The organism is Blastococcus sp. SYSU DS0973, assembly GCF_054051055.1.
In genome coordinates, this window is the sequence record NZ_JBJHAN010000001.1 from 218,229 (window position 1) to 243,492 (window position 25,264).

At 74.1% G+C, this 25,264-nt stretch carries 25 protein-coding genes and 1 pseudogene; 13 read left to right on the forward strand and 13 right to left on the reverse strand.

The features are described from left to right. Positions 1 to 9 precede the first annotated feature (9 nt). From ACI791_RS01080 to ACI791_RS01095, 4 genes are all read left to right on the forward strand, one after another. Complete coding sequence (locus ACI791_RS01080) at positions 10 to 516, forward strand: mycothiol transferase (RefSeq protein WP_456584343.1); 507 nt, start codon at positions 10 to 12, stop codon at positions 514 to 516. A 480-nt stretch (positions 517 to 996) separates the two neighbouring features. Next, positions 997 to 1,707 carry a hypothetical protein gene (locus ACI791_RS01085; protein ID WP_456584344.1) on the forward strand — a complete coding sequence of 237 codons (711 nt, stop codon included), beginning with the start codon at positions 997 to 999 and terminating at the stop codon, positions 1,705 to 1,707. 112 nt (positions 1,708 to 1,819) lie between these two features. Then, a complete protein-coding gene (locus ACI791_RS01090) occupies positions 1,820 to 1,960 on the forward strand; it encodes a hypothetical protein (RefSeq protein WP_456584345.1) in 141 nt (46 codons plus the stop codon). 43 nt (positions 1,961 to 2,003) lie between these two features. Beyond that, a complete protein-coding gene (locus ACI791_RS01095) occupies positions 2,004 to 2,150 on the forward strand; it encodes a hypothetical protein (RefSeq protein ID WP_456584346.1) in 147 nt (48 codons plus the stop codon). Here the strand turns inward: ACI791_RS01095 and ACI791_RS01100 are convergent. Then, a complete protein-coding gene (locus ACI791_RS01100; RefSeq protein ID WP_456584347.1) occupies positions 2,147 to 3,181 on the reverse strand; it encodes an NAD-binding protein in 1,035 nt (344 codons plus the stop codon). The two genes, ACI791_RS01095 and ACI791_RS01100, sit on opposite strands and share 4 nt — an antisense overlap. A gap of 35 nt (positions 3,182 to 3,216) precedes the next feature. Next, positions 3,217 to 3,429, reverse strand: coding sequence for a hypothetical protein (locus ACI791_RS01105; protein ID WP_456584348.1), 213 nt, complete (start codon positions 3,427 to 3,429; stop codon positions 3,217 to 3,219). 26 nt (positions 3,430 to 3,455) lie between these two features. On the opposite strand from ACI791_RS01105, the gene ACI791_RS01110 reads away from it, so the two are divergent. Then, a complete protein-coding gene (locus tag ACI791_RS01110) occupies positions 3,456 to 4,643 on the forward strand; it encodes an acyl-CoA dehydrogenase family protein (protein WP_456584349.1) in 1,188 nt (395 codons plus the stop codon). Positions 4,644 to 4,740: 97 nt separating this feature from the next. Here ACI791_RS01110 and ACI791_RS01115 read toward each other — a convergent pair whose 3' ends face one another. After that, complete coding sequence (locus ACI791_RS01115; RefSeq protein WP_347060075.1) at positions 4,741 to 5,001, reverse strand: hypothetical protein; 261 nt, start codon at positions 4,999 to 5,001, stop codon at positions 4,741 to 4,743. Positions 5,002 to 5,166: 165 nt separating this feature from the next. Here ACI791_RS01115 and ACI791_RS01120 point away from each other — a divergent pair, with 165 nt between their 5' ends. Together ACI791_RS01120 and ACI791_RS01125 are read left to right on the forward strand one after the other, a co-directional pair. Continuing rightward, positions 5,167 to 5,472, forward strand: coding sequence for a hypothetical protein (locus ACI791_RS01120; RefSeq protein ID WP_456584350.1), 306 nt, complete (start codon positions 5,167 to 5,169; stop codon positions 5,470 to 5,472). Between the two features lie 29 nt (positions 5,473 to 5,501). Continuing rightward, positions 5,502 to 6,278, forward strand: a complete 777-nt coding sequence (locus tag ACI791_RS01125) for an esterase/lipase family protein (RefSeq protein WP_456584351.1) — start codon at positions 5,502 to 5,504, stop codon at positions 6,276 to 6,278. Between the two features lie 23 nt (positions 6,279 to 6,301). Here ACI791_RS01125 and ACI791_RS01130 read toward each other — a convergent pair whose 3' ends face one another. From ACI791_RS01130 to bluB, 3 genes are read right to left on the reverse strand one after another with little or no spacing between them, the layout of a single operon-like run. Next, positions 6,302 to 7,105: an adenosylcobinamide-GDP ribazoletransferase gene (locus tag ACI791_RS01130; RefSeq protein WP_456584352.1), complete on the reverse strand. Its 804-nt coding sequence runs from the start codon at positions 7,103 to 7,105 to the stop codon at positions 6,302 to 6,304. Then, positions 7,102 to 7,647, reverse strand: a complete 546-nt coding sequence (locus ACI791_RS01135) for a bifunctional adenosylcobinamide kinase/adenosylcobinamide-phosphate guanylyltransferase (protein WP_456584353.1) — start codon at positions 7,645 to 7,647, stop codon at positions 7,102 to 7,104. Before ACI791_RS01135 ends, ACI791_RS01130 begins: the two co-directional genes overlap by 4 nt. Further along, positions 7,644 to 9,344 (reverse strand): 5,6-dimethylbenzimidazole synthase, encoded by a 1,701-nt coding sequence (bluB, locus tag ACI791_RS01140; protein ID WP_456584354.1) that lies wholly within the window; start codon positions 9,342 to 9,344, stop codon positions 7,644 to 7,646. Before bluB ends, ACI791_RS01135 begins: the two co-directional genes overlap by 4 nt. A 332-nt stretch (positions 9,345 to 9,676) precedes the next feature. Here bluB and ACI791_RS01145 point away from each other — a divergent pair, with 332 nt between their 5' ends. Continuing rightward, a complete protein-coding gene (locus tag ACI791_RS01145) occupies positions 9,677 to 9,799 on the forward strand; it encodes a hypothetical protein (RefSeq protein ID WP_456584355.1) in 123 nt (40 codons plus the stop codon). Between the two features lie 231 nt (positions 9,800 to 10,030). Next, a complete protein-coding gene (locus ACI791_RS01150; RefSeq protein WP_456584356.1) occupies positions 10,031 to 11,521 on the forward strand; it encodes a phosphatase PAP2 family protein in 1,491 nt (496 codons plus the stop codon). Positions 11,522 to 11,652: 131 nt separating this feature from the next. On the opposite strand, the gene ACI791_RS01155 is transcribed toward ACI791_RS01150, so the two are convergent. Then, a complete protein-coding gene (locus ACI791_RS01155) occupies positions 11,653 to 13,239 on the reverse strand; it encodes a molybdopterin-dependent oxidoreductase (RefSeq protein ID WP_456584357.1) in 1,587 nt (528 codons plus the stop codon). Positions 13,240 to 13,684: 445 nt separating this feature from the next. On the opposite strand from ACI791_RS01155, the gene ACI791_RS01160 reads away from it, so the two are divergent. After that, the gene (locus ACI791_RS01160; RefSeq protein ID WP_456584358.1) at positions 13,685 to 14,299 is read left to right on the forward strand and encodes a hypothetical protein; all 615 of its coding nucleotides are present in this window, start codon (positions 13,685 to 13,687) and stop codon (positions 14,297 to 14,299) included. Between the two features lie 290 nt (positions 14,300 to 14,589). Continuing rightward, on the forward strand, positions 14,590 to 15,699 hold the full coding sequence (locus ACI791_RS01165; RefSeq protein WP_456584359.1) for an AI-2E family transporter: 1,110 nt from the start codon (positions 14,590 to 14,592) through the stop codon (positions 15,697 to 15,699). 36 nt (positions 15,700 to 15,735) lie between these two features. Here the strand turns inward: ACI791_RS01165 and ACI791_RS01170 are convergent, their stop codons facing one another. From ACI791_RS01170 to ACI791_RS01185, 4 genes and pseudogenes are all read right to left on the reverse strand, one after another. Beyond that, positions 15,736 to 16,428, reverse strand: a complete 693-nt coding sequence (locus ACI791_RS01170) for a hypothetical protein (RefSeq protein ID WP_456584360.1) — start codon at positions 16,426 to 16,428, stop codon at positions 15,736 to 15,738. A 315-nt stretch (positions 16,429 to 16,743) separates the two neighbouring features. Beyond that, entirely contained in the window at positions 16,744 to 17,244 is a 501-nt protein-coding gene (locus tag ACI791_RS01175) for a hypothetical protein (RefSeq protein ID WP_456584812.1), read from the reverse strand. A 271-nt stretch (positions 17,245 to 17,515) separates the two neighbouring features. Next, positions 17,516 to 17,803: pseudogene (locus tag ACI791_RS01180) on the reverse strand (nuclear transport factor 2 family protein); the annotation flags it as partial. A gap of 207 nt (positions 17,804 to 18,010) precedes the next feature. Next, entirely contained in the window at positions 18,011 to 19,324 is a 1,314-nt protein-coding gene (locus ACI791_RS01185) for a threonine/serine ThrE exporter family protein (RefSeq protein ID WP_456584361.1), read from the reverse strand. 981 nt (positions 19,325 to 20,305) lie between these two features. On the opposite strand from ACI791_RS01185, the gene ACI791_RS01190 reads away from it, so the two are divergent. Beyond that, positions 20,306 to 20,518 carry a hypothetical protein gene (locus ACI791_RS01190; protein ID WP_456584362.1) on the forward strand — a complete coding sequence of 71 codons (213 nt, stop codon included), beginning with the start codon at positions 20,306 to 20,308 and terminating at the stop codon, positions 20,516 to 20,518. Positions 20,519 to 21,026: 508 nt separating this feature from the next. After that, positions 21,027 to 22,190, forward strand: coding sequence for a GTPase HflX (hflX, locus tag ACI791_RS01195; RefSeq protein ID WP_456584363.1), 1,164 nt, complete (start codon positions 21,027 to 21,029; stop codon positions 22,188 to 22,190). 160 nt (positions 22,191 to 22,350) lie between these two features. Here the strand turns inward: hflX and ACI791_RS01200 are convergent, their stop codons facing one another. Both ACI791_RS01200 and ACI791_RS01205 read right to left on the reverse strand, forming a co-directional pair. Continuing rightward, the gene (locus ACI791_RS01200; RefSeq protein ID WP_456584364.1) at positions 22,351 to 24,003 is read right to left on the reverse strand and encodes a RecQ family ATP-dependent DNA helicase; all 1,653 of its coding nucleotides are present in this window, start codon (positions 24,001 to 24,003) and stop codon (positions 22,351 to 22,353) included. 40 nt (positions 24,004 to 24,043) lie between these two features. Further along, positions 24,044 to 24,211, reverse strand: coding sequence for a hypothetical protein (locus ACI791_RS01205; protein WP_456584365.1), 168 nt, complete (start codon positions 24,209 to 24,211; stop codon positions 24,044 to 24,046). Positions 24,212 to 25,264 lie beyond the last annotated feature (1,053 nt).

Sequence of the window (25,264 nt, forward strand, 5' to 3'; positions counted from 1 at the left end):
GACGACGACGTGCGCACCGCCGAGCTCCTGGTCCACGCCTACGACCGGGTGCACGGCGGTGTGCACCGCAGCCTCGACGACCTGGGCCCCGAGCACCTGCACCGCCGGCCCGGCCCGGCGACCAACCCGATCGGCTGGCTGGCCTGGCACCTCCTCCGGATGCAGGACGATCACCTCTCGGACGTCGCCGGGCACGAGCAGGCCTGGACGGCCCAAGGGTGGGCCGGACGCTTCGGCCTCCCGTTCGACGCCGGCGCGACCGGCTACGGGTTCGATGCCGAGCAAGTGGCCGCCGTCCGCATCCCGTCGGTCGACCTGCTGACCGGGTACGCCGACGACGTGCACGCCCGGTCGGTGGACTTCCTGCGCGGGCTGACCGACGCCGACCTGGACGGTGTGGTGGACACCTCCTGGGATCCGCCGGTCACCCTCGGGGTGCGGCTGGTCAGCGTGCTCTCCGACGACCTCGAGCACCTCGGTCAGATCGGCTACGTGCGGGGTCTGCTCGGAGCCTGACCCGGCGCCCCCCAGGTGTGGGGGGGACGGGCGGTCCAAGAGTGGGTGGAAAGAGCGGTTCCTGCCCGGGACCGACCTCCGGACCCCGTCCGGCCGGATACCGTTCCAGCCGCTGCTGCCCCGCCGTTCCCCCGGCTCGTCGACCCTGGCGGTGATGACGATGACCACCCCGCCCCAGTCCGCCGTCGGGGCTGCTCCCGCTTCCGGGACGCACCTCGCGGCCCCCGACGCGGCACCGCGGCCGTCGCCCTTCCCGCATGATCCTTCCGCCGTCCGGCCCCCGGCCCCGGCCGTGCGCCGGCGTTTGCCGCCGAAGCGGTCGGCGACGCCGTCACCGTCGCCCGGATCGCGCCGGAACGCCGAGATGACGGCCCTGCGCCGCTTGCGGGCGCTGGCCGTCATGACGGGGAGGCTGGGGTCCGCCGCCTGGTGACGCTGAGCGGGACAGGCGTCCCCACGGCCGGCGCCGATGGCCTGCAGGTGGCAGCGGACGACCGGGCGGACTCGCAGGTGTGGCTGCTGCCCGAGGGCAGCGGCATGGGCCCGCTGGTTATCCCCACCATCGGCGCGGTGCCCCCCGGGGCCGAGTGGTTCCTCCCCGGCGCCCCTGCAGCGTCCGCCAACGCCGGTTCGTCGCCGGCGAGCCGGGGTGTGCAGGCCGCCTCTTCCCTGGCGACCCCGACCCGGTCCGCCGGCGACCGGATCGAACCGGTCGACCAGGTGCCCACCTCCCCCGTCCCCACGGCACCCGCGGTCACCCCCGTGTCCCCGTCCGTCGACCGGGTCCCCGCCTCCCTCGTCCCCACCCCACCCCCGGTCACCCCCGTGCCGGCCTCGGTCACCGCCGCGTCCCCGACCACGAAGCCGGCGGCCCCGACCACGCCTCGACAACCGGCCGCGTCGACGTCGACGCAGCAGCTACCGACGGAGCAAACGCCGGCCGAGGAGCTCCCCGTCGAGGAGCCCCCCGCCGCGAAGCCCCCGGCCGAGAAGCCGGCGGCCGCAGAGCCCCCGGCCGAGAAGCCGGCGACCGCGGTGCAGGTGCCCGGGAAGGCACTCGAGGTGCGAAACCCCGCGACCAGCGACCTGGTCCTCTCCGTCACCGTGGCCGACGTGCAGACGGGCGTCTCCTGCACCGACCCGTCCGTCGTCGCAGGCAACGGCTCGCTCGTGGCGGTCCGGTCACGGTGACCACCGGCGCCGATCTCTCCAGCCTGGGGAGCGAGCGCAGCGTCGTGGCCGGCGACTTCCGCCTCGTCGGAGACGGCGGCACCGTGGTCACCGGAGTCGGCCCGGCCGGCGCGTGCGACACCGGGCGGCGCCGCTCCCGGGTGGGCCGCTCGGGCCGTCCCAGCAGTTCACCGGCACGGTGGTGCTGGACGTTCCGGCGGTCTCCGGCGCGGTGCTCTACCGACCGGCGTGGCTGCCCACCGGCAGCGAGTGACGACCGAGGAGCGGGGCGCGCGGCACTGCGGCAGGCTGGAGGCATGACGAGTCCTTCCGAGACGCCGCAGCCGCGCGACATCGCCCTGGAGCAGGAGACGGCCGAGACCGAGGCGTCCCTGGAAGCGCAGAGCACGCCGCGCGAGGCGCCGCAGGGTGACGAGGCCGACGTCGAGGGCCACCCGTCCTAGGAGCGGTGCCCGGCGATCAGCTGCCGGGTGGTGATGCGTCCGGCGGCGACGTAGTAGAGCGTCGTCCCCGCCGCCACGCGCGTGTCCCACGGCGGGCTGACCGCAAGTCCGTCGGGGCCGCGCACCGCCAACACCGTCGCACCGAAGGCAGAGCCCAAGTGGCGCTGGCACTCGCCGAACGTGGCGTGCGGGAAGCCCGGGGGCACCGTCAGCGAGTAGGTGTTGCGACCGCCGTGGGTCATGAGCTCGCTGTAGACCTGCGTGATGCCGGGGTCGTTCGCCTCCTCGGTGAGCAGGGAGGGCATGTGCCACTGCACCACCTGCACGCCCGCACTGACGTAGCGCAGCGTGTCCCGCCGCTCGAGGTCGCGCAGCGCTGCCACCAGGTGGACCCCCGGGTGGGCGTGCTCGACGGCGACCGCGACGGCGAGCGTCTCGTTGTCGTCCCGGGCGTCGATCACCACCGTCCGGGCCTCCGGCACGCACGCCCGCTGCAGAACGTCCTCGTGGGTGAGGTCGCCGCGGACGAAGTGCACCGCCGGCTGGTCCGGCATCGGGTTCTCCATGACGTCGTCCCAGGCGCACAACGCCACCTGGGTCCGCCCCTCGGCGGTCAGCTCGGCGACGATCCGCTCGGTGCGCCCGGGCCAGTAGCCCAGCAGCACCACGTGATCGGACATGTCCAGGGGAACCACACCTCTCAGGCGCCGGCCCCGCAGCGACTGCAGGGCATCGGACAGCTGGGTGAACAGCAGGGTCAGGGTGACGATGCCGCCCACGATCACGTAGGCACCGATGACCCGGCCGCCGATCGAGCTGGGGAAGACGTCGCCGTAGCCCACGGTCGCGCCGGTGACCAGGAAGTACCACCAGTAGGTGCCCGGCGCGGTGATCGTGCTGCCGGTCGGCTCCACCAGCGCCATCGCCAGCCAGCTGGAGAGGAAGACGAACACCGCGACCGCGAGCGGTAGCCGCCAACCGCCCAGGCGCAGCCGGACGAACCGGGTGAGACGGTGCAGGAGGAACGGCAACGGAACTCCTGGGGCGGTGGGCAGGACGACGCAAACTACCGCGGCCGCGTGGCCGGCGGCAGCACCGCACCGACCACCCGGGCGGTCGGCTCCGGCAGCGAACTCGCCGCCTCGGCGCGGCACCGCTGGGCGTCGAGCTCCACCTCCGCCAGCGCGTGCGCCGCGGCGGCGTCCGCGGCGGCGTCCGCGGCCGTCAGGCTGCCCCCGGACGAGTCGGGCGCGATGACGACGTGCACGACGGGCAGCATGCTGCCGTTCGTCGTACGTTCGGCTCGTGGCCGTCGACACCCCTGACTTCTACTCCATCGAGGACCTCCTCGAGCCCGCCGACATCGAGATCCGGGACCGGGTCCGCGCCTTCTGCGACGCAGAGGTCACCCCGCACATCAACGACTACTGGGAGCGCGCCGACTTCCCGTTCGAGATGGCGCAGAAGCTCGCCGGGCTGGGGATCGTCGGCGGCACCATCGAGGGCCACGGCTGCCCCGGGATGAGCAACGTCGCCGCCGGGCTGGTCGCCGCCGAGCTCGCCCGCGCCGACGGCAGCATCGGCACGTTCAACGGGGTGCACAGCTTCCTGGCGATGCAGTCGATCGCCGTCCTGGGCGACGACGAGCAGCGCGCGCGCTTCCTGCCGGCGATGGCGCGTCTGGAGAAGATCGGCGCGTTCGGCCTCACCGAGCCCAAGCACGGCTCGGACGCCGTCGGCCTGGAGACCTCGGCCCGCCGCGACGGCGACGGCTTCGTCCTGAACGGTCAGAAGAAGTGGATCGGCAACGGCACCATCGCCGACTACGTGATCATCTGGGCCCGCGGCGAGGACGGCGCCGTCGGTGGCTACGTCGTCGAGAAGGGCACGCCCGGCTACGAGGCCACGGTCATGACCGGCAAGACGGCGCTGCGGGCGGTGTGGCAGGCCGAGATCACGCTGACCGACGTGCGGGTGCCCGCGGCGAACAAGCTGACCAACTGCCGCTCGTTCAAGGACGTCTCGCAGATGCTCGACCGGACCCGGTACACGGTGGCGTGGCGGGCCCTGGGCCTGGCGACGGCGTCATACGAGCTCGCGCTGGCGCATGCGCTGGAGCGAGAGCAGTTCGGCCAGCCCATCGCCGGGTTCCAGCTGGTGCAGGACAAGCTGGCCCGGATGCTCGCCGAGATCACCTCCATGCAGCTGATGTGCTGGCGGCTGTCGAAGCTCGCCGACGACGGCCGGATGACCGCCGCCATGGCGTCGCTGGCCAAGATGAACCACGCGGCCAAGGCGCGGGCGATCGTCGCCGACGCCCGGGACATCCTCGGCGGTGACGGCATCCTGCTCGACCACCACATCGCCCGTCACCACGCCGACATGGAGGCGATCTTCACCTTCGAGGGCACCGACTCGGTGCAGGCGCTGATCGTCGGCCGCGCGATCACCGGCTTCTCGGCGATCAGCGGACGGAAGCCCGACAAACGCTGACTCCCCCGGGCCCTGCGGGTGGACGGCCCGTCGCCCCCCACCGGACATGCGTGGGCCCCGGATCCCTGCACCGGGATCCGGGGCCTGGCCGCCCGGGTCAGCGGGCGCTGGTCAGCCGGTTGTCGAGGGCGGTGAGGCGCGCGCACTCGGGGCAGCCGGTGCGGCCGAGGCCGACCCGCTCCCACTTCTGCGTGCCCCACACCTGGACGATGGCACCGCACACGGCCAGCTCCACCTCGCCGTCGAGCTCGGCCGGCGGTCGGTGGGCCTCCACGGCGTGCCAGGGGTAGGTCTGCTCGGTCCGCGTGCCGCCCGACCAGCGGTCGGGACGGGCGAACCCGACGGCGTACGTATCCACGGGACACACGTTCCCCAGCCGCTCGCCGTCCAATCACCCCGAGCACGTCGAACGTGGCGTGCGTCATACCGGTGGACGCGCTCGGCAGTCGCGGCACCGCCGACGGCACGACCGGGGAACGCCCACCGCGCTACCGTCGGAGGCCTCGCGGGAGGAGCACGCACGATGGATCCGATCAGCCTGCTGGTGGGCGCGGCGCTGCTCGGCGCCGGTTTCGTCGCCGGGCGACTGGGCCGGGGCCGGCGGACGACTCCTCCCCCACCGGTGACGCCGCTGTGCGGGTGCGGGCACACGCTCAGCCAGCACGACACCGAGACGAACACCTGCTACGCCGAGCTGCGGCGGGACACCTACGACAAGCGCGGCCGCTGGTCGGGGCACAACTGGGTGCCCTGCACCTGCCGCCAGTACGTCGGCCCCCGGCCCATCGACGAGGTGTTCGTGCCCCGCGTGCTGCCCCCTGGCGACTGATCCACCGGTTGCCCGGGCATCCGGGGCAGGTGATTTCCCGATCCGAGCCGGCCCGCGGCGAGCGCACCGACACCCTGCTCGCCCTCACCGAACCGGCGCGTGCCCTGGTCAGCGCCGGTGCGCTGGCCGCCGGGCTGCCGCTGCTCCGGCTGGCGCCCCGCGGCGAGCCGCACCCCGTCGTCGTCCTGCCCGGCTGGCTGGCTTCGGACGCCTCCACCCGCACGCTGCGCGCCTGGCTCGGCCGCCTCGGCTACCCCACGGTGGGCTGGGACCTCGGCCGCAACCACGGGCCCCGGCCGGGAGTCGTCGACGGCGTCCGCGCCCTGGTGCAGCGGCTCGCCGACGAGCACGGCGGACCGGTCAGCATCGTCGGCCAGAGCCTGGGCGGGATCTTCGCCCGGCGGCTGGCCCAGCGCAGCCCGCGGCTGGTCCGGCAGGTGGTCTCGCTCGGCTCCCCGTTCGCCGGTGTCCCGATGCGGCCGCGCCGCGGGGCCGGGCCCGACGGCATGGTCGGGCAGTTCCGCCGGCTGCGGGCGGTGGAGGAGGTCCGTCCGGCTCCGGCGCTGCCGGTGCCGAGCACCTCGGTCTACTCCCGCTGGGACGGCGTCGTCGACTGGCGCACCTGCCTCCAGGAGGAGGGGCCGCACAGCGAGAACGTGGCCGTGCACGCCAGCCACCTCGGCATGGGTGTGGACCCGGCGGTGCTCTGGATCATCGCCGACCGGATGGCCCAGCCGCGCGGCGCCTGGCGGCCCTTCGTCCGGCCGACCCGGCTCGGGGTGCGCTCCCTCTTCCCGGAGGCTTGAGCGCTCGGGCCCGACCACCGGGCTCAGGTCCAGGCGACCCCGGCGGCCAGCACGACGAGGGTGGCGGTGCTCGCCGTCTCGACCACCGCACCGAAGACGTCGCCGTTCACCCCGCCGAGACGCCGGGCGGCGTGCCGGGCCAGCAGGACGGCCGCCAGCAGCGCGACGACGACCGCGGCGGCCGACCACATCGCCTCCGCGGTCGTGCCCCCGACGGTGAGCCGGGCCGCGACCGCTGCGGCCAGTAGCACCGCCGTGGCCGCCCAGCGCGCCACCGAGGTCCCGGAACCGGCGACCAGGACGCCGAGCGACGAGCCCGGGGCGGCCGGCCGGGCGGCCGCATGCAGCACCGCTGTCCGGCCCGTGACGGTCGCGAGCACGACGGCCAGGACGCCCTCGGCCGGTGTCGCCTGCCCCAGCACCGCGGCCGTCGCCGCGACCTGGACCAGCAGCGTGCAGGCGACCGCCGCGACGGCGAAGGCGCCGACCTCGGGGCGGCGCATGATCGCCAGCGCCTGCTCGGCCGGGCGCCCACTGCCGAGCCCGTCGGCCAGGTCGGCAGTCGCATCCAGGTGCAGCCCCCGGGTGAGCAGGGCCAGCGCGGTCACCACCAGCGCCGCCGCGAGCAGCGGCGACCCCTCCCCTGCCCCGCGCCACACCGCCAGCCCGGGGAGGCAGGCGAGCGCCCCGAGCACGAGCCCGACCACCGGCAGCCAGCGCAGCACGCCCGGTCCGGGGTTGCGGGCGCGTGCCGGCACGGGCAGCACGCTGAACAGGCCCAGCGCGGTGAGCGGCCCAGCGCCGGCGGTGCGCTCCGGTGCGCTCATCGCAGCCGCTGGGGCAGCCCGGCGGTGAGCAGCCACACCCGCTGGGAGGCGGCGGCGACGCGAGCGTTGAGGATGCCCAGCTCGTCGCGGAACCGGCGGCCCGACGCGGTCGCCGGCACCACGCCGGAGCCCACCTCGTTGCTCACCGCGACCACCCGGCGGCGGGTGCCGGCCCACGCCCGCACGACGTCGTCGACGGCTGCGCCGAGCCGCTCGTCGGCGCCGGGACCGCCGTCCCACACCGCGCAGTCGTCCATCACCCGGGCCAGCCAGGTGGACAGGCAGTCGACCAGCACCGGGGGGCCGGGCTGTCCGAGCACACCCACCAGGTCGACGGTCTCGACCGTGCGCCAGGTCGCCGGGCGGCGGTCGCGGTGGAGCGCCACCCGGTCGGCCCACTCCGGGTCGCCGCCGTCGGCGGGCAGCCCGCAGGCGACGTACTCCACGCGCCGGGCCCGGGCCAGCAGCTGCTCGGCGTACCCGGACTTGCCCGAGCGGGCGCCGCCGAGCACCAGCGTCCGACGGGGTGGGCGACCGATCACGACACCCGTCCCGCGGTGCGCCGGGCCCCCAGCGCGGTGAGCAGCAGCTGCGCGCCCAGCGCCGCCCCGACGCCCTCGCCGGAGCGCAGCCGGAGGTCCAGCAGTGGTTCGAGGCCGAGTTCGGTCAGCACCTCGGCGTGCGCCCGCTCGCGGCTACGCTGCCCGGCGACCAGTGCGGTGCGGGCGGCCGGCTCCAGCCGCACGGCGACGACGGCGGAGACGGAGGTGACCAGCCCGTCGAGCACCACGGGCACGCCCTCCGCGGCCGCGCCGAGCGTGACCCCCGCGAGCACCGCGAGCTCCGGCCCGCCGAGGGCCGCCAGCGCGGTCCGCGGCTCCGCGAGCGCCGTGCCGTGCTCGGCACGCGCCCGCGCCAGGGCCGTGGTGACCACGGCACGCTTGCGGGCCAGCATCGCCGCATCGGCGCCGGCACCGAGCCCGACGGCCCGCTCGGGGTCGAGGCCCAGCAGCGCGCAGGCCAGGGCCGCGGCGACCGTGGTGTTGCCGATGCCCACCTCCCCCAGGCACACCAGCCCGTGCCGGGCCAGCTCCCGGCCCAGCTCGCGGCCCTCGGCGACCAGCGCCTCGACCGCGGCCGGGGTGAGGGCGTCGGCGGTGACGAGGTCGCCCTGCGGACCCGGCGACACGGCGGAGTGGGCCCGCACCGCCAGCCCGGCCTGGGCCGCGGTGGCCGCGCCGAGCGACTCGCCGGTGGCGGTGGCGGCGAGCACGTCAACGGTCACCGACGCCGGGTAGGCGGAGACGGCGTGCGCCGTGGCCACGGGGTGGTCGCCGGCGACGACGACCAGCGTCCCGGTGGCCGGCTCCGCGCCGGGCAGAGCGAGGACCCGGTCGACGGCGCGGTCGAGCACCCCGAGCGAGCCGGGCACGGCGAGCAGGTCGTCGCCGGAGTCGCGGGCGGCGACCACGGCCTCCGGCTCCGGCCCGGCCAGGTGCGAGACGGGGGCCTCCGGGCTGCCGTCGGCCGGCCAGCGCTCGGCCAGGACGACGTCGTCCAGCGACAGGCGGGTCGACCAGCCGTGCCGCACCAGCCCCGGCTCCGGGGGCCGTTCGTCGGGCCAGCCGAGGCACAGCCAGCCGAGGGTCTCCACCCCCTCGGGCAGGTGCAGCAGCTCGGCGAGGTCGGCCGGCTGGAAGAGGGTCACCCAGCCCAGGCCGAGCCCGGAGGCGCGAGCGGCGAGCCAGATGTTCTGGATCGCGCAGGCGCAGCTCCACAGGTCGGCGTCGGGGAACGTGGCGCGGCCGAGCACCCCGGTGGCGTGCGCCCGGCGGTCGCAGGCGACGACGACGCCGACCGGCGCCTCGCGGATCCCCTCGAGCTGGAGGTCGAGCAGCCGGGCGCGCCGGTCGGGCGTGAGGAGCTCGGCCTGCCGCAGCCGCTCCCGGTCGGCCAGCGCAGCGGCGCGGTCGCGGGTCGCCTGCTCGGTGACGACGACGAACCGCCACGGCTGCGAGTGTCCCACCGACGGGGCGCGGTGCCCGGCGCCGAGGACCGTGCGCAGCAGGTCCGGCGGCACCGGGTCGGGGCGGTAGCGGCGGACGTCGCGGCGGGCGTCGACGACCGCGTGCAGCGCCGCCACGGTGTTCGGATCGAACGCCCAACCGGACGGGTCGGCCGCGCGCTGGGCTGCGGAGGTGCGATCGCCGATCACGGGGACCGGCCGGGGCCAGGTCATGCCAGGAACTCCTCCGTCAGGTGCCGCACCCAGGGCTCACCCTCGCACGAGCGCACCCGCCCGGGCGCCGCGGCGTACGTCGTCCCCCACGCGGGCGATCCGTCGCCGCGGGCCGGCCGGGCTCGTGCGCGGAGGCGTCGGACCCGGCAGGTTGGGTGCCGCCCAGGGCACGGGGCACGATACTTCTTCGGCATCCGGCGCCCTGCGTCCGCCGGACCGCCGCGGCGGAGAGCCGGAAGCCTCGAGGTCGCCTCGCTGACCCGTCGAGCCACTCCTGCGGGTGCGGCCGGGCACCGTCGTCGAAGTGACACCGAGGACTGCTTCGGCGGCCCGTGACCAGCACCGACGACCTGCCGAGCCGGGTCCGCGACTTCTCGCAGCCGAACCCGGTCACCGGCCCGATCCACGTGGAAGGCGCCGAGCCCGGCGCGACACCCTCGCCGTGCACGTCGTGAGGATCGCACCGGCGCAGGACTGGGCGTTGTCGACGACGATCCCGCACTGCGGCGCGCTGACCACCACGCGCAGCACCCCGCGTTCAGCACCTGCCCGCCGACGTCCGGCACATGTGGACGGTCAGCCCCGGTGAACCGCCTGCCGGACGGTGACCGCCGGCCGGCGGCCGTAACGCGATCGTCGGGTGGCGAGCCGTTGCGCCCGTCCGGCGAGGGGTAACCCCGGTCGGCATGAGCCGGGTCGCTGAGCACACCGACACCTCGCACACCGGGAGCACCACCGGGGGGAGCCGCGTCGGGGTGCGCGCGCTGCTGGGGCTGGTCGCCCTGGTGGCCGGGGCGGTGCCCTTCCTGCTGCTGCTCCTGCTGGTGCAGGAGAAGTGGTCGCCCCTGGCCGCCCTGGACGAGGACGTCGCCGCAGGGCTGAACTCGGTGGTGGACGACTCCCCCGTGCTGGTCACCGTGCTGCAGGCGGTGACCGACCTGGGTGGCAACGGCGCGGCAATCCTGGTCTTCACCCTGACCACGGTCTTCCTGCTCATCCGGGGGCAGCGCCGGCTGGCCGCGTTCGCGGCGACCACCGGCGTCGGGCTGGCGGTCCTCGTACCGGTGACCAAGGCGCTGGTCGACCGCGCCCGGCCCGTCGTGGCCACGCCGGTCTCCGACCTGCCCTCGAACGCGAGCTTCCCCAGCGGGCACGCCACCGTCTCGCTGGCCACCTACGGGATGCTGGCCCTGCTGGCGCTCTCGGCGGTACGCCGGGGCCTGCGGCCCTGGGTCGTGGCCGCGGCGCTTCTCGTGGCCCTCGCGGTCGGTTTCACCCGCCTCGCCCTGGGGGTGCACTTCGTGACCGACGTGCTCGCCGGGTTCGCGCTGGGAGCCGGGCTGCTGGCGGTGACCACCGCGGCGTTCCGCGGCTGGCAGCACGACCACTCCCACCGGCCCGACGAGCCGCTGGACCCGCTCCACGTCGACCCCCACGCCCGGCCGCACCTGGCGACCTCGGGCCAGACCGCGCTGCCCGACGGGCGCCGCACGGTGGTCCGGCTCCTGACCGCCGCGGCGGCACTGGCGGCCACGCTGGTCGTTCTCGGCCTGCTGGTCTCCGCCGTCCTGGGCGACAGCGTCATCGGCCGCTTCGACCGGGCGGTCGTCGAGGCCTTCACCGGGGCCCGCAGCGCCACGGTGACCGACGTCGCCACCGCCGTCGGCACGCTCTCGGGCACGCCGGCGTTCATCGCGGTGTCGCTCACCCTCGTCGTAGTCGCGTTGGCGGTCACGGGCAGCCGGCGGCCGGTCCTCTTCGTGCTGGTGACGGTCCTCGGTGAGCTCGGCCTGTACTTCGTCGTCTCCCGGACGGTCGACCGGGCCCGGCCGTCGGTGGCAGACCTGACCGCCGGCCTGGCCACGAACGCGAGCTGGCCCTCCGGGCACGTGGCGGCGGCGGTGGCCCTCTACGGGGCGCTCGCCGCCCTGGTGGTCACCCTGGCCCGTGGCAGGTGGCGGTGGGCGGCGCTCGCCGTGCCGGTACTCGTGGCGCCGGCCGTCGGCCTGTCCCGCATCTACGTGGCGGCGCACTACCCCACCGACGTGCTCGCCGGCCTGGTCCTGGGCACCGCATGGGTGCTGGTGTGCGCCCGCTACCTGCTGCCCGGGGTCCGCGGCACGGTGCGGTACCCCCGCCCGGCCGCACCGGCCCGACCGACCGCGGACGTGCGCTGACCGGCGTCATGGGACCGCAAGGCGCGTCGGTCGGTGGTGCGGCGGGTCACCGGCGAGCGCGGGGCGGCCCGCCCGACCCCAGCGGTGCCGGTGCGACGGCGCGGGCAGGACGACAGGCTGCCGGCTGCGGCTCAGGAGACGACGACCTCGATGACCGGGTAGCCCGAGGCGCCGTCGGGTGCCACCGGGGTGCGCTGGTCGGTCTGCACCTCACCGACCCCGTCCGTCGCCCGGGCAGCGATCCGGTGCCGCCCCGGCGTCGCGTCCCACGGCAGGACCCACTGCCGCCACACGTCCACGTCATAGGCCTCGGACAGCTGGGCCTCCTGCCACGGCCCGTCGTCGATGCGCACCTCGACCCGCTCGATGCCACGGCTGGGCGCCCAGGCCACGCCGGCGACCGGCGTCGGTCCGGCGGCGACCGTCGCGCGCGGACCGGGCACGTCGATGCGCGACTGGGTCTTGATCGGCCCGTCCTTCGCCCATCCCCGCGGGATCCAGTAGCCGTCGACGTCCCAGTCGGTGAGCTCGATGGCCGAGAGCCACTTCGTCGCCGAGACGTACCCGTAGAGACCGGGAACGACCAGCCGCGCCGGGAAGCCGTGCTCGGCCGGCAGCGGCTCGCCGTTCATGGCGACCGCGACCATCGCCTCCTCGAGGTCCAGTGCGGTCACGGTCGGGAACCCGGCGGTGAAGCCGTCGACGGACCGCCCGATCAGCTGGGTGGCCCCCTCCCGGAGCCCGGCCCGCTCGAGGAGGAGACGCAGCGGCACGCCCTGCCATCGGGCGTTGCCGACGAGGTCCCCCCCGACCTCGTTGGACACGCACGCGATGGTGATGTCGGCCTCGATCTGCGGCAGCTCCATGAGCTCGGCGTAGGTGAGGGTGAACGGCTCGTCCACCATCCCCCGCACCTCCAGCTCCCACTCGTCGGGATCGACGACGGGCACCCGCAGGGCGGTGTCGATCCGGTAGAACTCCTCGTTCGGAACGAACAGCGGGGTCAGCCCGGGGATCTCCAGGTCCGCGCCGGCCGGTACGGGGCCGGCCTGCTTCACGGGCACCGGCAGCCGGATGGCGGCGCGCAGGTCGTTGAGCCGTTCGCGTCCCGACAGGAGGTGGCCGCCGACGCCGGCGAGCACCCCGAGCACCGTGGCGCCACCGGTGACCGCGAGAAGGCGCCGGCGGTCGACCGGGCCCAGGGCGGTCGGGGCGGCGGCGGAACCAGGTCCGGCTCCTCGCCGCGGGAGTGCGACGACGAGCACGTGCAGCACAGCGATGCCGGCGACGGCGCCCAGGGTCCCGACGAGCACGCTGGAGAAGACGGGGGTGCGGTCGTCGGCCAGCGCGGCGACGACCCCGAGCGTGGCGACGAGGGCGAGGCCCCCCGCGGCGAGGAGGAACCGGCGGCGGGCCAGCACGCCGAGCGCGGCGCCCAGCAGCACCGAGACGACCAGCACGCCGCCGATGAGCACCGGCTTGTCGGCGGTGCCGAGGGTGGCGATGGCCCACCGCTCCAGCCAGCCGGGCACGTTGTCGACGAGGGTGTCACCCACCGCGATGACCAACGAGGGCGCGCCCGTGATCAGCCCGGCGACCAGCTCGGCCAGGCCGAGCGCTGCGGCGACCGACGCCACGCCGGCGAGCGCGGCGGCACCACGGCTCACCGGGCGGGCGCCGCCGCTCGGTCGCTCGGGAGTCAACGCGTCGTCAGCCACCACGGAACGGTGTCCCGTGGACCGCGGCCCGACACCGGTACCGGTGCATCGACGCGGAACCGTCATGCACGATCGGATCGCCCGAACCCCGCCGGGGACGACCGGTGGCACCGCGGCCTGCACCCCCCCGACCGCAAACTGCTCGACCTGGTCGACCCCGGTGCCCGTCGGCGCGAGGGCGCCGGGCGTCTCGGAGCGGGGCGGTCCGTGCACCGCGCGATCGGTGTGCCCGCTGCAGCCGCGCCCACCCCCATGTCGCCGTCCTGACACCGTTGTGAGAGCCCCGTCCACCACGACCGGAACCTCCGGAGCCGAGACGTGGCCATGTGGCGGATCGGTGTCACTGCGGCTGCAGTCGGCATCCTCGGTGCTCCACCGGGCACCTGGTGCGTCGTCCCCGATCCACGGCCACGCGGCGGCGTGGTCCCGACGCAGAGGAGCCGACATGAGCATCGTCGCCGGACGCACCACCTCCACCGGGCCGCGCCGCGCGGGTCGCGCGGCGAGCGCCCTGATCGCCGCGGCCGTCGGAATCGGCGGGCTCGCCGCCTGCAGCGACGAGTCGGCCGGGGCGGAGGCCGGCGGCGTCACCGCTCAGGACCTCGAGGCGTTCGAGGACCAGCTCGCGGATCTGGCCGAGCGGGTCGGCGCTCTGGAGGAGGGCATGGGCGACGACGGCGTCGCGGCCACCACGGACGACACCGCCGGCTTCTTCGAGGACACCCGGTCCTACGTCGGGCAGGACGTGACGGTCAGCGGGGAGATCTCGGAGCTGGTTTCCACGACGGACGTCGGCAGCTCCTTCCGACTCGCCGGCGAGTCGGGCGAGCTGATCGCCGTGGTCATGGCCACTCAGCCGATGGAACTCGACGCCGACGACGTCGTCCGGGTCTCCGGCACCGTCGTCCAGGTGCAGCGGGACACCTTCGAGGAGGACTTCGGCATCGCGGCCGAGGAGCTCTTCGCGGACGCCGACGCCTGGTTCGAACAGGAGGAGAGCTCGGCAGCCATCAGCGCCCACCGCGTCGAGGTGACGCAGCAGCAGGGCCAGAACGACTGACACCCCGCGGGCAGCCGGCGCACACCGGACCGCGGGCGACCGGGCCCTCCGCCGCAACCGGGCCCGCTGCGGGCCCACGGGGGCTTCCGGTGTCGCCGGCGAGAGACGGCAGCCATGATCGGAGGACGAACGGTGCGGACGGATTGGCGAGCGACGTGAAACTGTGGTCCAGGCGCACCGGCGACGGAGTCGTCGACCCCGGCGACGGGCCGCCCGCCGGCGCGACCGCCGTCGCGGCACCCCCGCGCAGGACGGACGGCGCCGCACCCCGATCCGCGTCGCCGTCCCCGATGGGGTCCGCCGCGCCCCGCTGGGCGGTGCGCACGCTCGTCACCAGCGCGGCCCTGCTCGCCCTGGCGGCCATGGGCTGGCTGGTCTTCTGGTTCCTGCTGCGCCTGCCGCTGCTGACGGTGGCCATCGCGGTCTCCCTGCTCCTGACCGCGCTGATGAGCCCGATCAGCCGGTGGCTGTGCCGCCGCGGGTCGCCCCCCGCCCTGTCCGCCCTGCTGTCGGTGCTCCTGCTCATCGGCGTCCTGACCGGCGTGGGGTTCCTCATCGGGTTCCGGGCCGCGGAAAGGCTCCGGAATCTCACCCGTCCCCTCGCCGCCGGGATCGACCGGATCCGGGTCTGGCTCATCGAGGGCCCGCTGGGCCTCGACCCGCAGCAGGTCACCGAGATCCGCAACGCCGTCGTCGACCGCATCTACCGGCTCACGCCCGAGCCGACGGCCGCAGCCAGCATGGCGGTCTACGTGCTGACCGCGGTCATCCTGGTCGCCTTCCTCGTCTTCTTCCTCCTCAAGGACGGCGCCGCCATGTGGGACTGGCTCGTGGGCCTCGTGCCCGGCCGGCGGAGGCGGCAGGTCGACGGGGCCGGGCAGGCGGCGTGGTCGGCGCTGTCCCGCTACGTGCAGGGGGTGATCGTCGTGGCGCTCATCGACGCGGTGGGCATCGGTGCCGTGCTGTTCATCCTGGGTGTGCCGCTGTGGCTGTCGCTCACCCTGCTGACCTTCATCGGTGCCTTCGTCCCGCTGTTCGGCGCCACGGTCAGCGGCGTCGTCGCCGTGCTGGTGACCCTCGTGACCAACGGCCCGACCGACGCGGTCATCGTCGCGGTCGCGGTCCTGGTGGTGCAGCAGGTCGAGGGCAACATCCTGCAACCGATCATCGTCGGACGGGCGCTGCGGCTGCACCCGGTGGTCATCCTCGTCGCGGTCACCGCGGGCTGGATGCTCTGGGGGCTCGCCGGCGCACTGCTCGCGGTGCCCCTCGTGGCCGTCAGCTACCGGGCCGCCGACTACCTGAAGGAACATCCCGCGCCGGCCGCTCCTCCCCCGCCGTCGCATCCGGTGATGCAGGCCCCGCCGGCGGAGCAGCCGACGGGCGCGGGCGCCCGGTGACCACCGTGCGGGACCACCCGGGCACCCAGCCGGCGGTCAGCCGGCCTGCTCCTGCACGAGCGTGACGCGGTCGGCCGCGATGGCGACGTCGCCGGCCAGGTCGCCGAAGAAGGCCTGCGGGTCATCGGTCAGCACGTCGGCGGCGATGCCGAAGTCCGCCTCGAAACTGCTCTCCGCGACGCGGCCGACCGTGCCGGACACCTGGACCACGTCGCCGGTCTGCAGCTCCGGCGGCGGGGTCACCATGACGACGGCGACGGTGGTTCCCGTCCCGTCGCCGATCCGGAACACGGCCCCCACGTCGGCCACCCCGACGAGGGCGGACACGGGGGCGGTCACCATCACGTCCTCGCCGATCAGGGGCTCAGGGTTCTCGAAGAGCCCGGCGGCGTCCTCGACCGGAGCGCCCGACGGGGACGCCGGGGCGTCGTCCGGCTGCGCCGTCTGCCCGGCCGGCTCCTCACCGGTCGTGGGTGCCGCGGAGGCAGTCGGCTCCGCGGCACCGGATCGCCGGTCCTCGAGCTCGCCGATGCGCTCCTCGAGGGCGTCGAGGGTGTCGCCGATCCGCTGGAGGTCCCCGGTGGCCGCCGGGTCGTCCACGGGGCCGGTCGGGCCCTCGCCGCATGCGGCGAGGCCGCCCACCCCGACCCCGGCCGCGACCACCGCTGCGACGGCTCGGCCGCCGCGCCGTGCGGGGCCGGCCGGCAGCCGCCCTGCCCTGCTCACCATGGCGCCTCCTCTCCTCTGGAGCCGGGGCGGCGTCCACACCCCGGCCGGGACGGGTGCTGGCTACCCCCACGGTCCTCCAGGACCCTGGCGGTCGCCGTTCGACACCGGGTCGCAACACGGCGCTCCGCGAGCGGGGCCGGTCACGCCCGAGGTCGGCTACTCCGGAAGCGCGATCGGGCCGAGTTCGGTGAACAGGTCACCGGGGCCGGGGTTCTGCGCGTGGGTGCTGCCACCGAGATGCCGGATGATGCCCCAGACCGCGTTGAGGGGGTCTGCACGGCACCTTCCACCCATGCCGGTGTCCACGACACGTCGTCACCGGCCAGGAAGATCCCTCGTCGCTCGGGCGGGAAACCGTCCTGCACGAAGTGCGCGTACATCCGCTGGTTGTACCGGTAGTGCCCGGGCAGGGCGCCCCTTGAAGGCGCCGAGGAAGTTCTCGTCGGCCTCCCACGAGACGGTGATGGGGTCACCGATGATGTGCCGCGCGATGTCGACGTCCGGGTAGGTCTTCTTCAGTGCGCCGAGGGCCAGGCGCACCCGCTGGTCCACAGGTGACGAGCACCGCGGGGTAGCGGACGGCGTGGCCCACGCGTCGGTGACGGTGAAGCACCCGTCGGCGTGCCGGGCGACGGCCGCGACACCGGCACGGGCTCCGCCGCGGTGCAGCTTCGCGAGCGTGGTCCCGGCAGGCCAGTGCGCGAGCTCGCTCGGTGCGTGGTGCCACAAGCCCCACGGGACCTGCTCCGCCCCGCCGACGACGAAGTGCTGGTCCTCGTCGCAGTTGGTCATCACGACCCGGAAGACCTCGAGCATCGAGTTCGGGAAGTCGGAGTCCCACCCGCCGGTGCCGAACCCGACCTGGCCGAAGACCTCCCGGTGGTGGAACGACAGCCGGGAGAAGGCGTCCGAGCTGGCGATGAAGTCGTAGAAGGTGCGGTCGTCCCACAGCGGGGACCAGCTCGTTCCTGGTCGTGGGCGGTCCCCCGACCGCGTGGCCTGCTCGCGCGACGAGGGCCGCCATCCGCTCGCGGAGTGCGGTCGCGGCGGAGTAGGGACGGACCATCACGGTCAGCTCGGTGAGCGCTCCGTCATGTGCGCGCAGGATGTCCACGCCCTGGATGTCACGGTCGCCGACCTTCGCACCGAAGACGAGGACGTGGCCGTCGTCGCCGGCGTAGGACGCGGTGTACCCGAAGTCCTCGAACACCGACATGACGCCGGAGAGGATCGCGCGCAGCGGCCCGGTGCCGCGGTAGGGCTCGTGGACGATCGGGGAGAGGAAGGTGCAGTCCGCCGCGAACAACTGCACTGCAGCCTCGACGTCACGAGCCTCGACCGCCGCCCGGAAGGCGGCGAAGGGGTCGGTCGGCATGGCGATGACTCCCTGGACGGCACTGCGACGGCAGGTGGACCTGCGGGAGCGGGGCGACCGCACCACCGGGAGGCACCCTCCCACGGACGCGTGCAGAGGGGCCACATTCGATCGTGGCGGTCCTCGCCCCGGGGAGGTGGCCAAGCATGGGGGTCAGCAGGCGTGTTGCGCGCCGACCGACCGTCCTCCACTGCTGCCTGGCACGGGTCAGCGAGGGCTGCGGGTGCGGCGACCGACCCGAGCCCTCCGGTCGACTGCCCGTGCGGACGAGGGCCGGGCGACGAACTCCCCGAGGATCACGCCGGCGGCCAGTGCCAGGCCGATCGTGGTCGCCTGACTCAGCAGCACCAGCCCCATGGCGGTGTTCCCCTCGGCGAGGAGCAGCATCCCGCGGTAGATGGTCAAACCAGGCAGTAGGGGGATGATCCCGGCAGCGACGTAGATCAGCGGCGACGCCTTCTGCCGGTGGGAGAACACGTAGGACCCGGCCCCCACCATGACCGCGGCCGCGCCCGTCGCGAGGGCGGGGTCGATACCGAGTTCACCCAGACCCCGGAACGCGCCCCATCCCACGGCGCCGGCAGCGCCGGCGGCCGGCAGGGTCCGCCGAGGGGCGTAGCTGGCGCCGGCCGCCGCCGCGGCGGCCAGGGTGGCGGCGACGAGCTGGACGGGGACGTCGCCCCATCCGCTGGTCGGCGCCTGGTTGACGACGAGCGCAACGCCCAGTCGAGCCGCGAGCGAGAGGATCGCCGCCACACCTGTGACGATCCCAGCGGTCAGGACGAACACCTCGAACGCTCGGGCGCTGGCGGTGAGCAGGAAGCCGTTGATGGCGTCCTGCACCGCACCGACGAGCGTGACCCCGGGCAGGAGGAGAACGATGCCACTGGCCACGATGAGCGAGGGGCGCACGCCGAGGCCCGCCACCAGGACGAGCACCGCCACCACCGTGGCGATGGCCGCACCCACGGTGTTGGCGTAGAAGTCCGGCAGGTCGCGCGCCGTCAGCGCGCCGGTCGTACGGTCCACTACCACGGTGGTGCAGAAGGCGATCACCGCAACGAGGACGCCACCCCCCATCAGGACGGCGATCGCCGTGGCCAGCACTGCGCGGAAGCCTGTCACGACCCATCGCCGGTACGGGTGCCGGCGCCTCCGGATGGCGTCCAGCCGCTCCATCGCCTCGGTCGGAGCGACCCGCCGGTTGACGAGGTCGTCGACCAGGTTGTGGATCTCGGTGACGCGCGTGTAGTCCGGTGTCCGTTGCTCCACGAGGCGAACGCTGGTCACGGGGGCCACGTCGGGGGCCCGCACGTACGACAACGTGATCGACGTGAACGTCACCTCGGACACCACGTGCGGCAGGCCGCAGGCCTTCGCGATGGCAATCGTCATCGCCATCACGTCCGAGGCTGCCGCTCCGCCGGAGAGGAGAACCTCGCCTGCCCGGAGGGCGAAGTCGAGGATGCGGTAGGCCTGACGCTCGTCCGGCTCGGGAAGGTGGACGGGCTCCTTCCCCACCGGGCCAGGACGTCGCAACCCCCTGCGACGGCCAGCAACCACCGTGCCTCCTCCGATGCTCGTTCCTCGGCCGGTACCTGCGGTCCCGCGCCGGCCAGGGCGCGGGGCGGGCCGGCGCCTGGATCACAATGCTCCCCGGCCGCTGTGCCGGTGCGTACAACATGCCGTACCTCCACCCCGGCGCTGTCTGCTACCTCGTCGGGCGGGCCTGTTCGCTGGGAGCCGCTCGGACCGATCAGCGTCCGGGCCGTGTGGGCGACCACCTGACGGATAGGTCGGCTGCCGCTACCACGCTGCCGAGACCGCAACCGAGGAGCACGGCGACCGACACGAGCGCGGGAGCATCCTCCGGCCGGCCCGAGGCGAGCCCGCGGACGCCTCCGACGCGGTGGCGGCGGCCGCGACCGGGTTTCGTCGGGCACCGCGCCCACGAGCGTCTGGACGGAGGTGCCCTCACTCGGCGTCTCGCTGCACGCCCGCACCTGGCGGCAGGAGGCGGAGCCCGGCCGGCTACCGCTGATCCTCGTGCACGGTCTGGGTCTGTCCAGCAGGTACCTCATTCCCCTCGGCCGGCCCCTGGGAGCGCTCGGCTACGACGTGCTCGCCCATCGTCGTCGATCCCCATGCCGGCAGGCATGGACAGCCCGGCGAGGACGACCTCGACGCTGTAGCCCTCGGGCACGACGACGTCCCGTGGATCCAGCCGGGGGCGGGCGGGATCGGAAGGTCCTGGAGCGCCTCGGGTGACGCGGGAACGGACGGCAGGGACACGGCGCTTCCTCGCACGGCGGGGCCTGGAACATCGCACGGCCTACGACCACGGGCCTCCCGCACGGCGCTGTTGACCGCGAACGCCGGGTCGCCGTCCGAGTGCTCTTGCGCGGTGCCCGCTCCCAGGCGTCGGTTTCGTTCGGGGACTGCCTCCCGGCAGAACGGGTAGGGCGTCGCCAGGTCCGGAAGGTCCGGGCCAGAGGGGAGATCTTGAGCGAGCTCGAGGAGACCGGGACCGGAGAAGCCGCCAAGCGCATCGGTCAGGCGCCGACCACGACGGACGTGAGCGATCCGGATCGCTCGTCCCGCAACACCGCCGCGGGTTCCGGCTCGGAGCCGGACCAGGGCACGGTGCACCCGGACGCCGACGGCGGGGTGGACGCGTCCGCCAGCATCGAGCCCCCCAACCAGGGCCTCGTCTGATCCGGCGCGCCAGACCCCGGTCCGTGATCGCCGTCGCCGGGCCGTAGCCCTTGCCCGGCGACCACGGCGCGGCGGGAGGAGGCGAGCGACCGCGGGCAGCTTTCGGGCCCACGAGCTCGGCGGGCTCCCGCCCTTCCACGGTGATGCCCTTGCCCTGCTCACCCCGCGCCGGCTTCACGACCACCTCATCGCACCGCGTCAGGCAGAGCGCTGCGGTGAGGTCGCCGTCGCGTACCTCCGCGGTGCAGATCCAGGCGGAACATGGAGGAGGGTCGATGAAGACCTCGTCCGGTGGCACTCCGACAAGCACTCGGGGGCCACGCGGGTAGAGCGGACGATCGGGGCTCGCCGTCCTGAACGCACCGAAGCGTCACGTCCTCGTCCGGTGGCGGAGTTGGTCGGTTGCGGCAAGTCTGACAGCGACGGTGGGCACCTTCCGGCGAGCACAGCTGGTCACCGTCACGGTTGCTGCATGCAGAGCAGCTCGACGCCCAGAGGAGCAGTCTCGATGCCGGGTCATTGGCTGGTGCCCTCCGACAGTGCCACCGGGCGCACCGACGGAGACGGGTCCCGCGGACCCCACGCGGGAGAGCCGCGTGCTCTCCTGGTCGGCCTCGGGTCCGCCGAGAGCGATGCGCGGCTGGATGAGCTCGAGCGACTGGCGGAGACCGATGGCGTGGCCGTGGTCGGACGGATGGTCCAGACCCGCGACCGGCCTGACCCGGCGACCTACCTCGGATCGGGGAAGGTCAGCGACCTCGCCGGCATGGTGCAGGAGCGCTCCGCCGAACTCGTCATCGTCGACGGCGAGTTGAGCCCGGCCCAGGTGCGGAACCTGGAGGACCGGCTGCAGGCTCGTGTCGTCGACCGCACCGCGCTGATCCTCGACATCTTCGCCCAGCACGCCCGCAGCAGTGAAGGCAAGGCCCAGGTGGAGCTCGCCCAGTTGGCCTACCAGTTGCCCCGCCTGCGTGGGCAGGGCACGGAGCTGTCCCGGGTCGGTGGTGGCCGGGTCGCCGGCGGCGCCGGCATCGGCGTCCGCGGCCCGGGTGAGCAGCGGCTCGAGACCGAGCGTCGGCACCTGCGCCGGCGGATATCGCTCCTGCGACGGCAGGTCAAGGAGACCGGCCTCCGCAGAGAGCGGACCCGCTCCCGCCGGCGGCGCAACCAGGTGCCCTCGGTGGCGCTGACCGGGTACACCAATGCCGGGAAGTCCGCGCTGCTCAACCGGCTCACCGGCGCCGACGTGCTCGTGCAGGACGCGCTCTTCGCGACGCTGGACCCGACGGTGCGCCGCACCCGGACGGCAGACGGCCGCGAGTACACGCTCACCGACACCGTGGGCTTCGTCCGGCATCTACCTCACCAGCTCGTCGACGCCTTCCGCAGCACGCTGCAGGAGGTCGTCGGCGCCGACCTGCTCCTGCACGTCGTCGACGCCTCCGCCGCCGACGCGATGGCGCAGGTGACCACCGTCCGAGGGGTGCTCTACGAGATCGGCGCCCGCGACCACACCGAACTGCTCGCGCTCAACAAGGTGGACGTCGCCCCGCCGGAGTGGGTGGCCGCACTGCGCAGCGCGTATCCCGCTGCAGTGCCGGTCTCAGCCATCACCGGGGAAGGACTCGACGACCTTCGAACTGCGATCGCCAGGGCCCTCAGGGGACTCTGACCACAGTCCTCGCGCGAAGCGGCCCGATCTCGGCACCCGCCGCTTCCGACCGGGTGCGGCGGCGTCGGCTGGGTCCTGGAGCGGGCCACCGCGCACCACTGAGCGGCTGCCGCGGAGCGTCTTCGGGCGCTCCCGGTCGGCCGATGGGTACGGGTCGCGATCAGCCGGATGGCTGTTCGGCCTCCAGGAGTCGCGGTGATTCGACGGCGGCCAGGGCGAGGGTCTTGTAGCCCACCTGGTCGAACAGCACGGTGATCCGGTCGTTCTCGACCGACATGACCACCCCATGTCCCCACTCGCGGTGGTGGACGGCGGAGTTGATGGGGAAGGGGGTGTCCTCGCCGGGTTGGTCGCGGGCGGTGCCGGCCTCGCAGGTGTCGCAGTTGCCGCAGGGGTGTGGGAGCTGTTCGCCGAAGTAGCCGAGCAGGAATTGCCGCCGACATCCGGTGGTCTCGGCGTAGCCGCGCATCATCTCGATCCGGGAGCGGGTCAGCCGCTGGTGATTCTCGGCGACCTCCACGGCGTCCTGGACCGCCGCCTCGGGTTCGAGGTCGGAATCCAGGTACTCCAGGCGCCCGTCGTCGGTGGTCCCCACGGCACCGGCCTCCTCCAGCAGGTTCACCGCGCGGGTGCGCTTGGCCGCTGATGCCTCCGTGTCCTGGGCCAGGTCCGTGGCGCGCACCGGCTCGTCGTACTCGTCGAGCGCCTCGGCCACTTCCCCGAGGGCGTCCTCGGGCGCGCGGCTGGCGGTGAGGAAGGTCTGCAGGTGGAGATCCTCGGGCCGGTAGAACAGGGCGATCTCGGCCGCCTCGCCGTCACGCCCGGCGCGGCCGATCTGCTGGTAGTAGGTGTCGAGGGAGTCCACGGCCGAGGCATGGACGACGAAGCGGACGTCGGGCTTGTCGATGCCCATGCCGAACGCCGAGGTCGCCACCACGACGTCGACGGCGTCGCCGAGGAAGTTCTCGTGCACCCGCCGCCGGTCGGCGGCCTTCATGCCGGCGTGGTAGGCGGCGACCCGGATCCCGATCTGCGCCAGCTCGTCGGCGTAGTACCCCGCGTCCTTGCGGCTGGTCACGTACACCAGGCCCCGCCTGGTGGCCGGGTCGGCCACGAGCGCAGCCACCCGTGCGACCACCGCCGAGCGCTTGCGCCGGTCGTCGCTGAAGCGCTCCACCGCCAGGTGCAGGTTTGGCCGGTCGAAGCTGGCGATCACCTCCACGGGATCCCGCAGCCCGAGCCGGCCGAGGATGTCCTGGCGCACGGGCATCCCCGCGGTGGCCGTGAGCGCGAGGACCGGAGGGTGACCGAGCCGTTCGATCACCGGCCCCAGCCGCAGGTAGTCCGGCCGGAAGTCATGCCCCCACGCCGACACACAATGCGCCTCGTCGATGACAAAGAGGCTGATCCCGAGCTCGGCCAACTCATCGACGACCTCGTCCTTGGCCAGCTGCTCGGGCGACAGGAACAGGTACTCGGCGTCGCGCTCACGGACCGCCTCCCAGGCATGCCGCCTCTCTCCCGCCCGCTGCCCGGAGTTAACCGCGACCGCCTCCGGCGCCCGCGAGTCCTCCAGGCCGTCGACCTGGTCGCGCTGCAGCGCCAGCAACGGCGAGACGACCAGCGTCGGGCCCTCGAGCAGCAGCGCCGGGACCTGGTAGATCGCCGACTTGCCGGCCCCGGTCGGCAGCACGGCCAGGACGTCGTGGCCGGCCATCACCGCCTCCATGGCCGCCAGCTGGTCCGGCCGCAGCTCCGGCCAACCGAACGTGTCCCGCGCGACCCGCTGCAGCTGTCCTGTTGGTTCCGTCACCGTCGGCCCGTACCCGGCCGGGCGGCCGCCACCCCTCTGCTCAGCTGCCGGAGGACCCACGCGGGCTGCCCACAGCCAGGACGCCCGAGGGCAGGTCGTGGACGACCACCGATCCCACGCCGACCACAATCTCCGCGCCGGTGCTCACCCCCGGCAGCACGATCACCCCTCCCCCGAACCACGCGTTGTCCCCGGCGATGATCGGCACGGGTCCTGCGGGCCCGGCCGACGCTCGCGCGGCGTCCAGCGGATGCGATGCGGTCAGCAGCTGGACGGTCGACCCGAGGTGCACCGAGTCCCCGCTTGAGCTGGGCAGCGCAGGTCTCCGCAGCCGCCAGCAGTGCATCCGCCGTGATGGCGCCCGAATCCGAGTTCCCTGGCGCAGTTCCACCGCCACCGGGCCGGGCCGCCCTGCAGTTCTCCAGGACCGCCGGGATGTCAGCAGCTTCGGGTGGAGCGGGGATGCACCGGCAGGACCCGGCGAATCGAGGGTTGTCCCGTGAGCGCGCCCCAGGAGAACCCTGACAGCGGAACCGCTGCGGTCCTGTGTCGAAGCGGACATCCCCGGCCGGGGGGAGCCCGGCGAAAGAATCGTGGTCGTTCGTTGGATGATCACTCCGCGCGGTCGAGCGTGTGGACCGCTTGAACTGCAGCTGGGGCTCCCCCGACTGGACTTGAACCAGTAACCCTGCGACTCTCATGCGGGACCTCAGTGCGACACATGGCACTCCAGAACACCGCCCGCTGACCTGCGGTTTCACCAATAGTTGCCTCAAGTCTCCTCAGGTCGCCTCAGGCTGACGCATCGGGAAAATGCTGAGTAAGTGCTGAGTTCCTGTCGACCTACCGGGCACTCTCCCCGGCCAGCCCTGCCCCGCTCGCCCGGCTGCGGGCAGGCCCCGATCGCCAGGCATGTCGCCGTAGTGACCCCTGCGGCTCCGCGTGGGCGAGGCGGCACGGCGACAATGCGTGAGAGGCCGCCGAGGCACCCCATGACCGCAGGCTCACGGTCGGCGAACCCACGAACGGGCTTCCAGCAAGACGACCCTGGCCGCCACACCGAAACACTCCGGTCGCCATCCCACTACGGCCGATAGCACCGCTACCAGGACCTCGGCCGGTAGAGCCGTGCCGGATGCGGCCGCATGGCTCATGGACGCAGGACATGACCATCAGCCCCTGCCCGGCGGTGCCGCGCCACCGAGACGGAGCACTACGTCGGCTTCGCGAAACGCGCCAACGCGCACACCGCACGGACCGA

Coding starts and splice junctions, on each gene's coding strand:
- ACI791_RS01120 (WP_456584350.1), top strand. CDS start 5,167: ATGGATCCGATCAGCCTGCTGGTGGGCGCGGCGCTGCTCGGCGCCGGT.
- ACI791_RS01175 (WP_456584812.1), bottom strand. CDS start 17,244: ATGCTCGAGGTCTTCCGGGTCGTGATGACCAACTGCGACGAGGACCAG.
- hflX (WP_456584363.1), top strand. CDS start 21,027: ATGCCGGGTCATTGGCTGGTGCCCTCCGACAGTGCCACCGGGCGCACC.
- ACI791_RS01150 (WP_456584356.1), top strand. CDS start 10,031: ATGAGCCGGGTCGCTGAGCACACCGACACCTCGCACACCGGGAGCACC.
- ACI791_RS01095 (WP_456584346.1), top strand. CDS start 2,004: ATGACGAGTCCTTCCGAGACGCCGCAGCCGCGCGACATCGCCCTGGAG.
- ACI791_RS01130 (WP_456584352.1), bottom strand. CDS start 7,105: ATGAGCGCACCGGAGCGCACCGCCGGCGCTGGGCCGCTCACCGCGCTG.
- ACI791_RS01105 (WP_456584348.1), bottom strand. CDS start 3,429: ATGCTGCCCGTCGTGCACGTCGTCATCGCGCCCGACTCGTCCGGGGGC.
- ACI791_RS01170 (WP_456584360.1), bottom strand. CDS start 16,428: ATGGTGAGCAGGGCAGGGCGGCTGCCGGCCGGCCCCGCACGGCGCGGC.
- bluB (WP_456584354.1), bottom strand. CDS start 9,344: ATGACCTGGCCCCGGCCGGTCCCCGTGATCGGCGATCGCACCTCCGCA.
- ACI791_RS01165 (WP_456584359.1), top strand. CDS start 14,590: ATGGGGTCCGCCGCGCCCCGCTGGGCGGTGCGCACGCTCGTCACCAGC.
- ACI791_RS01160 (WP_456584358.1), top strand. CDS start 13,685: ATGAGCATCGTCGCCGGACGCACCACCTCCACCGGGCCGCGCCGCGCG.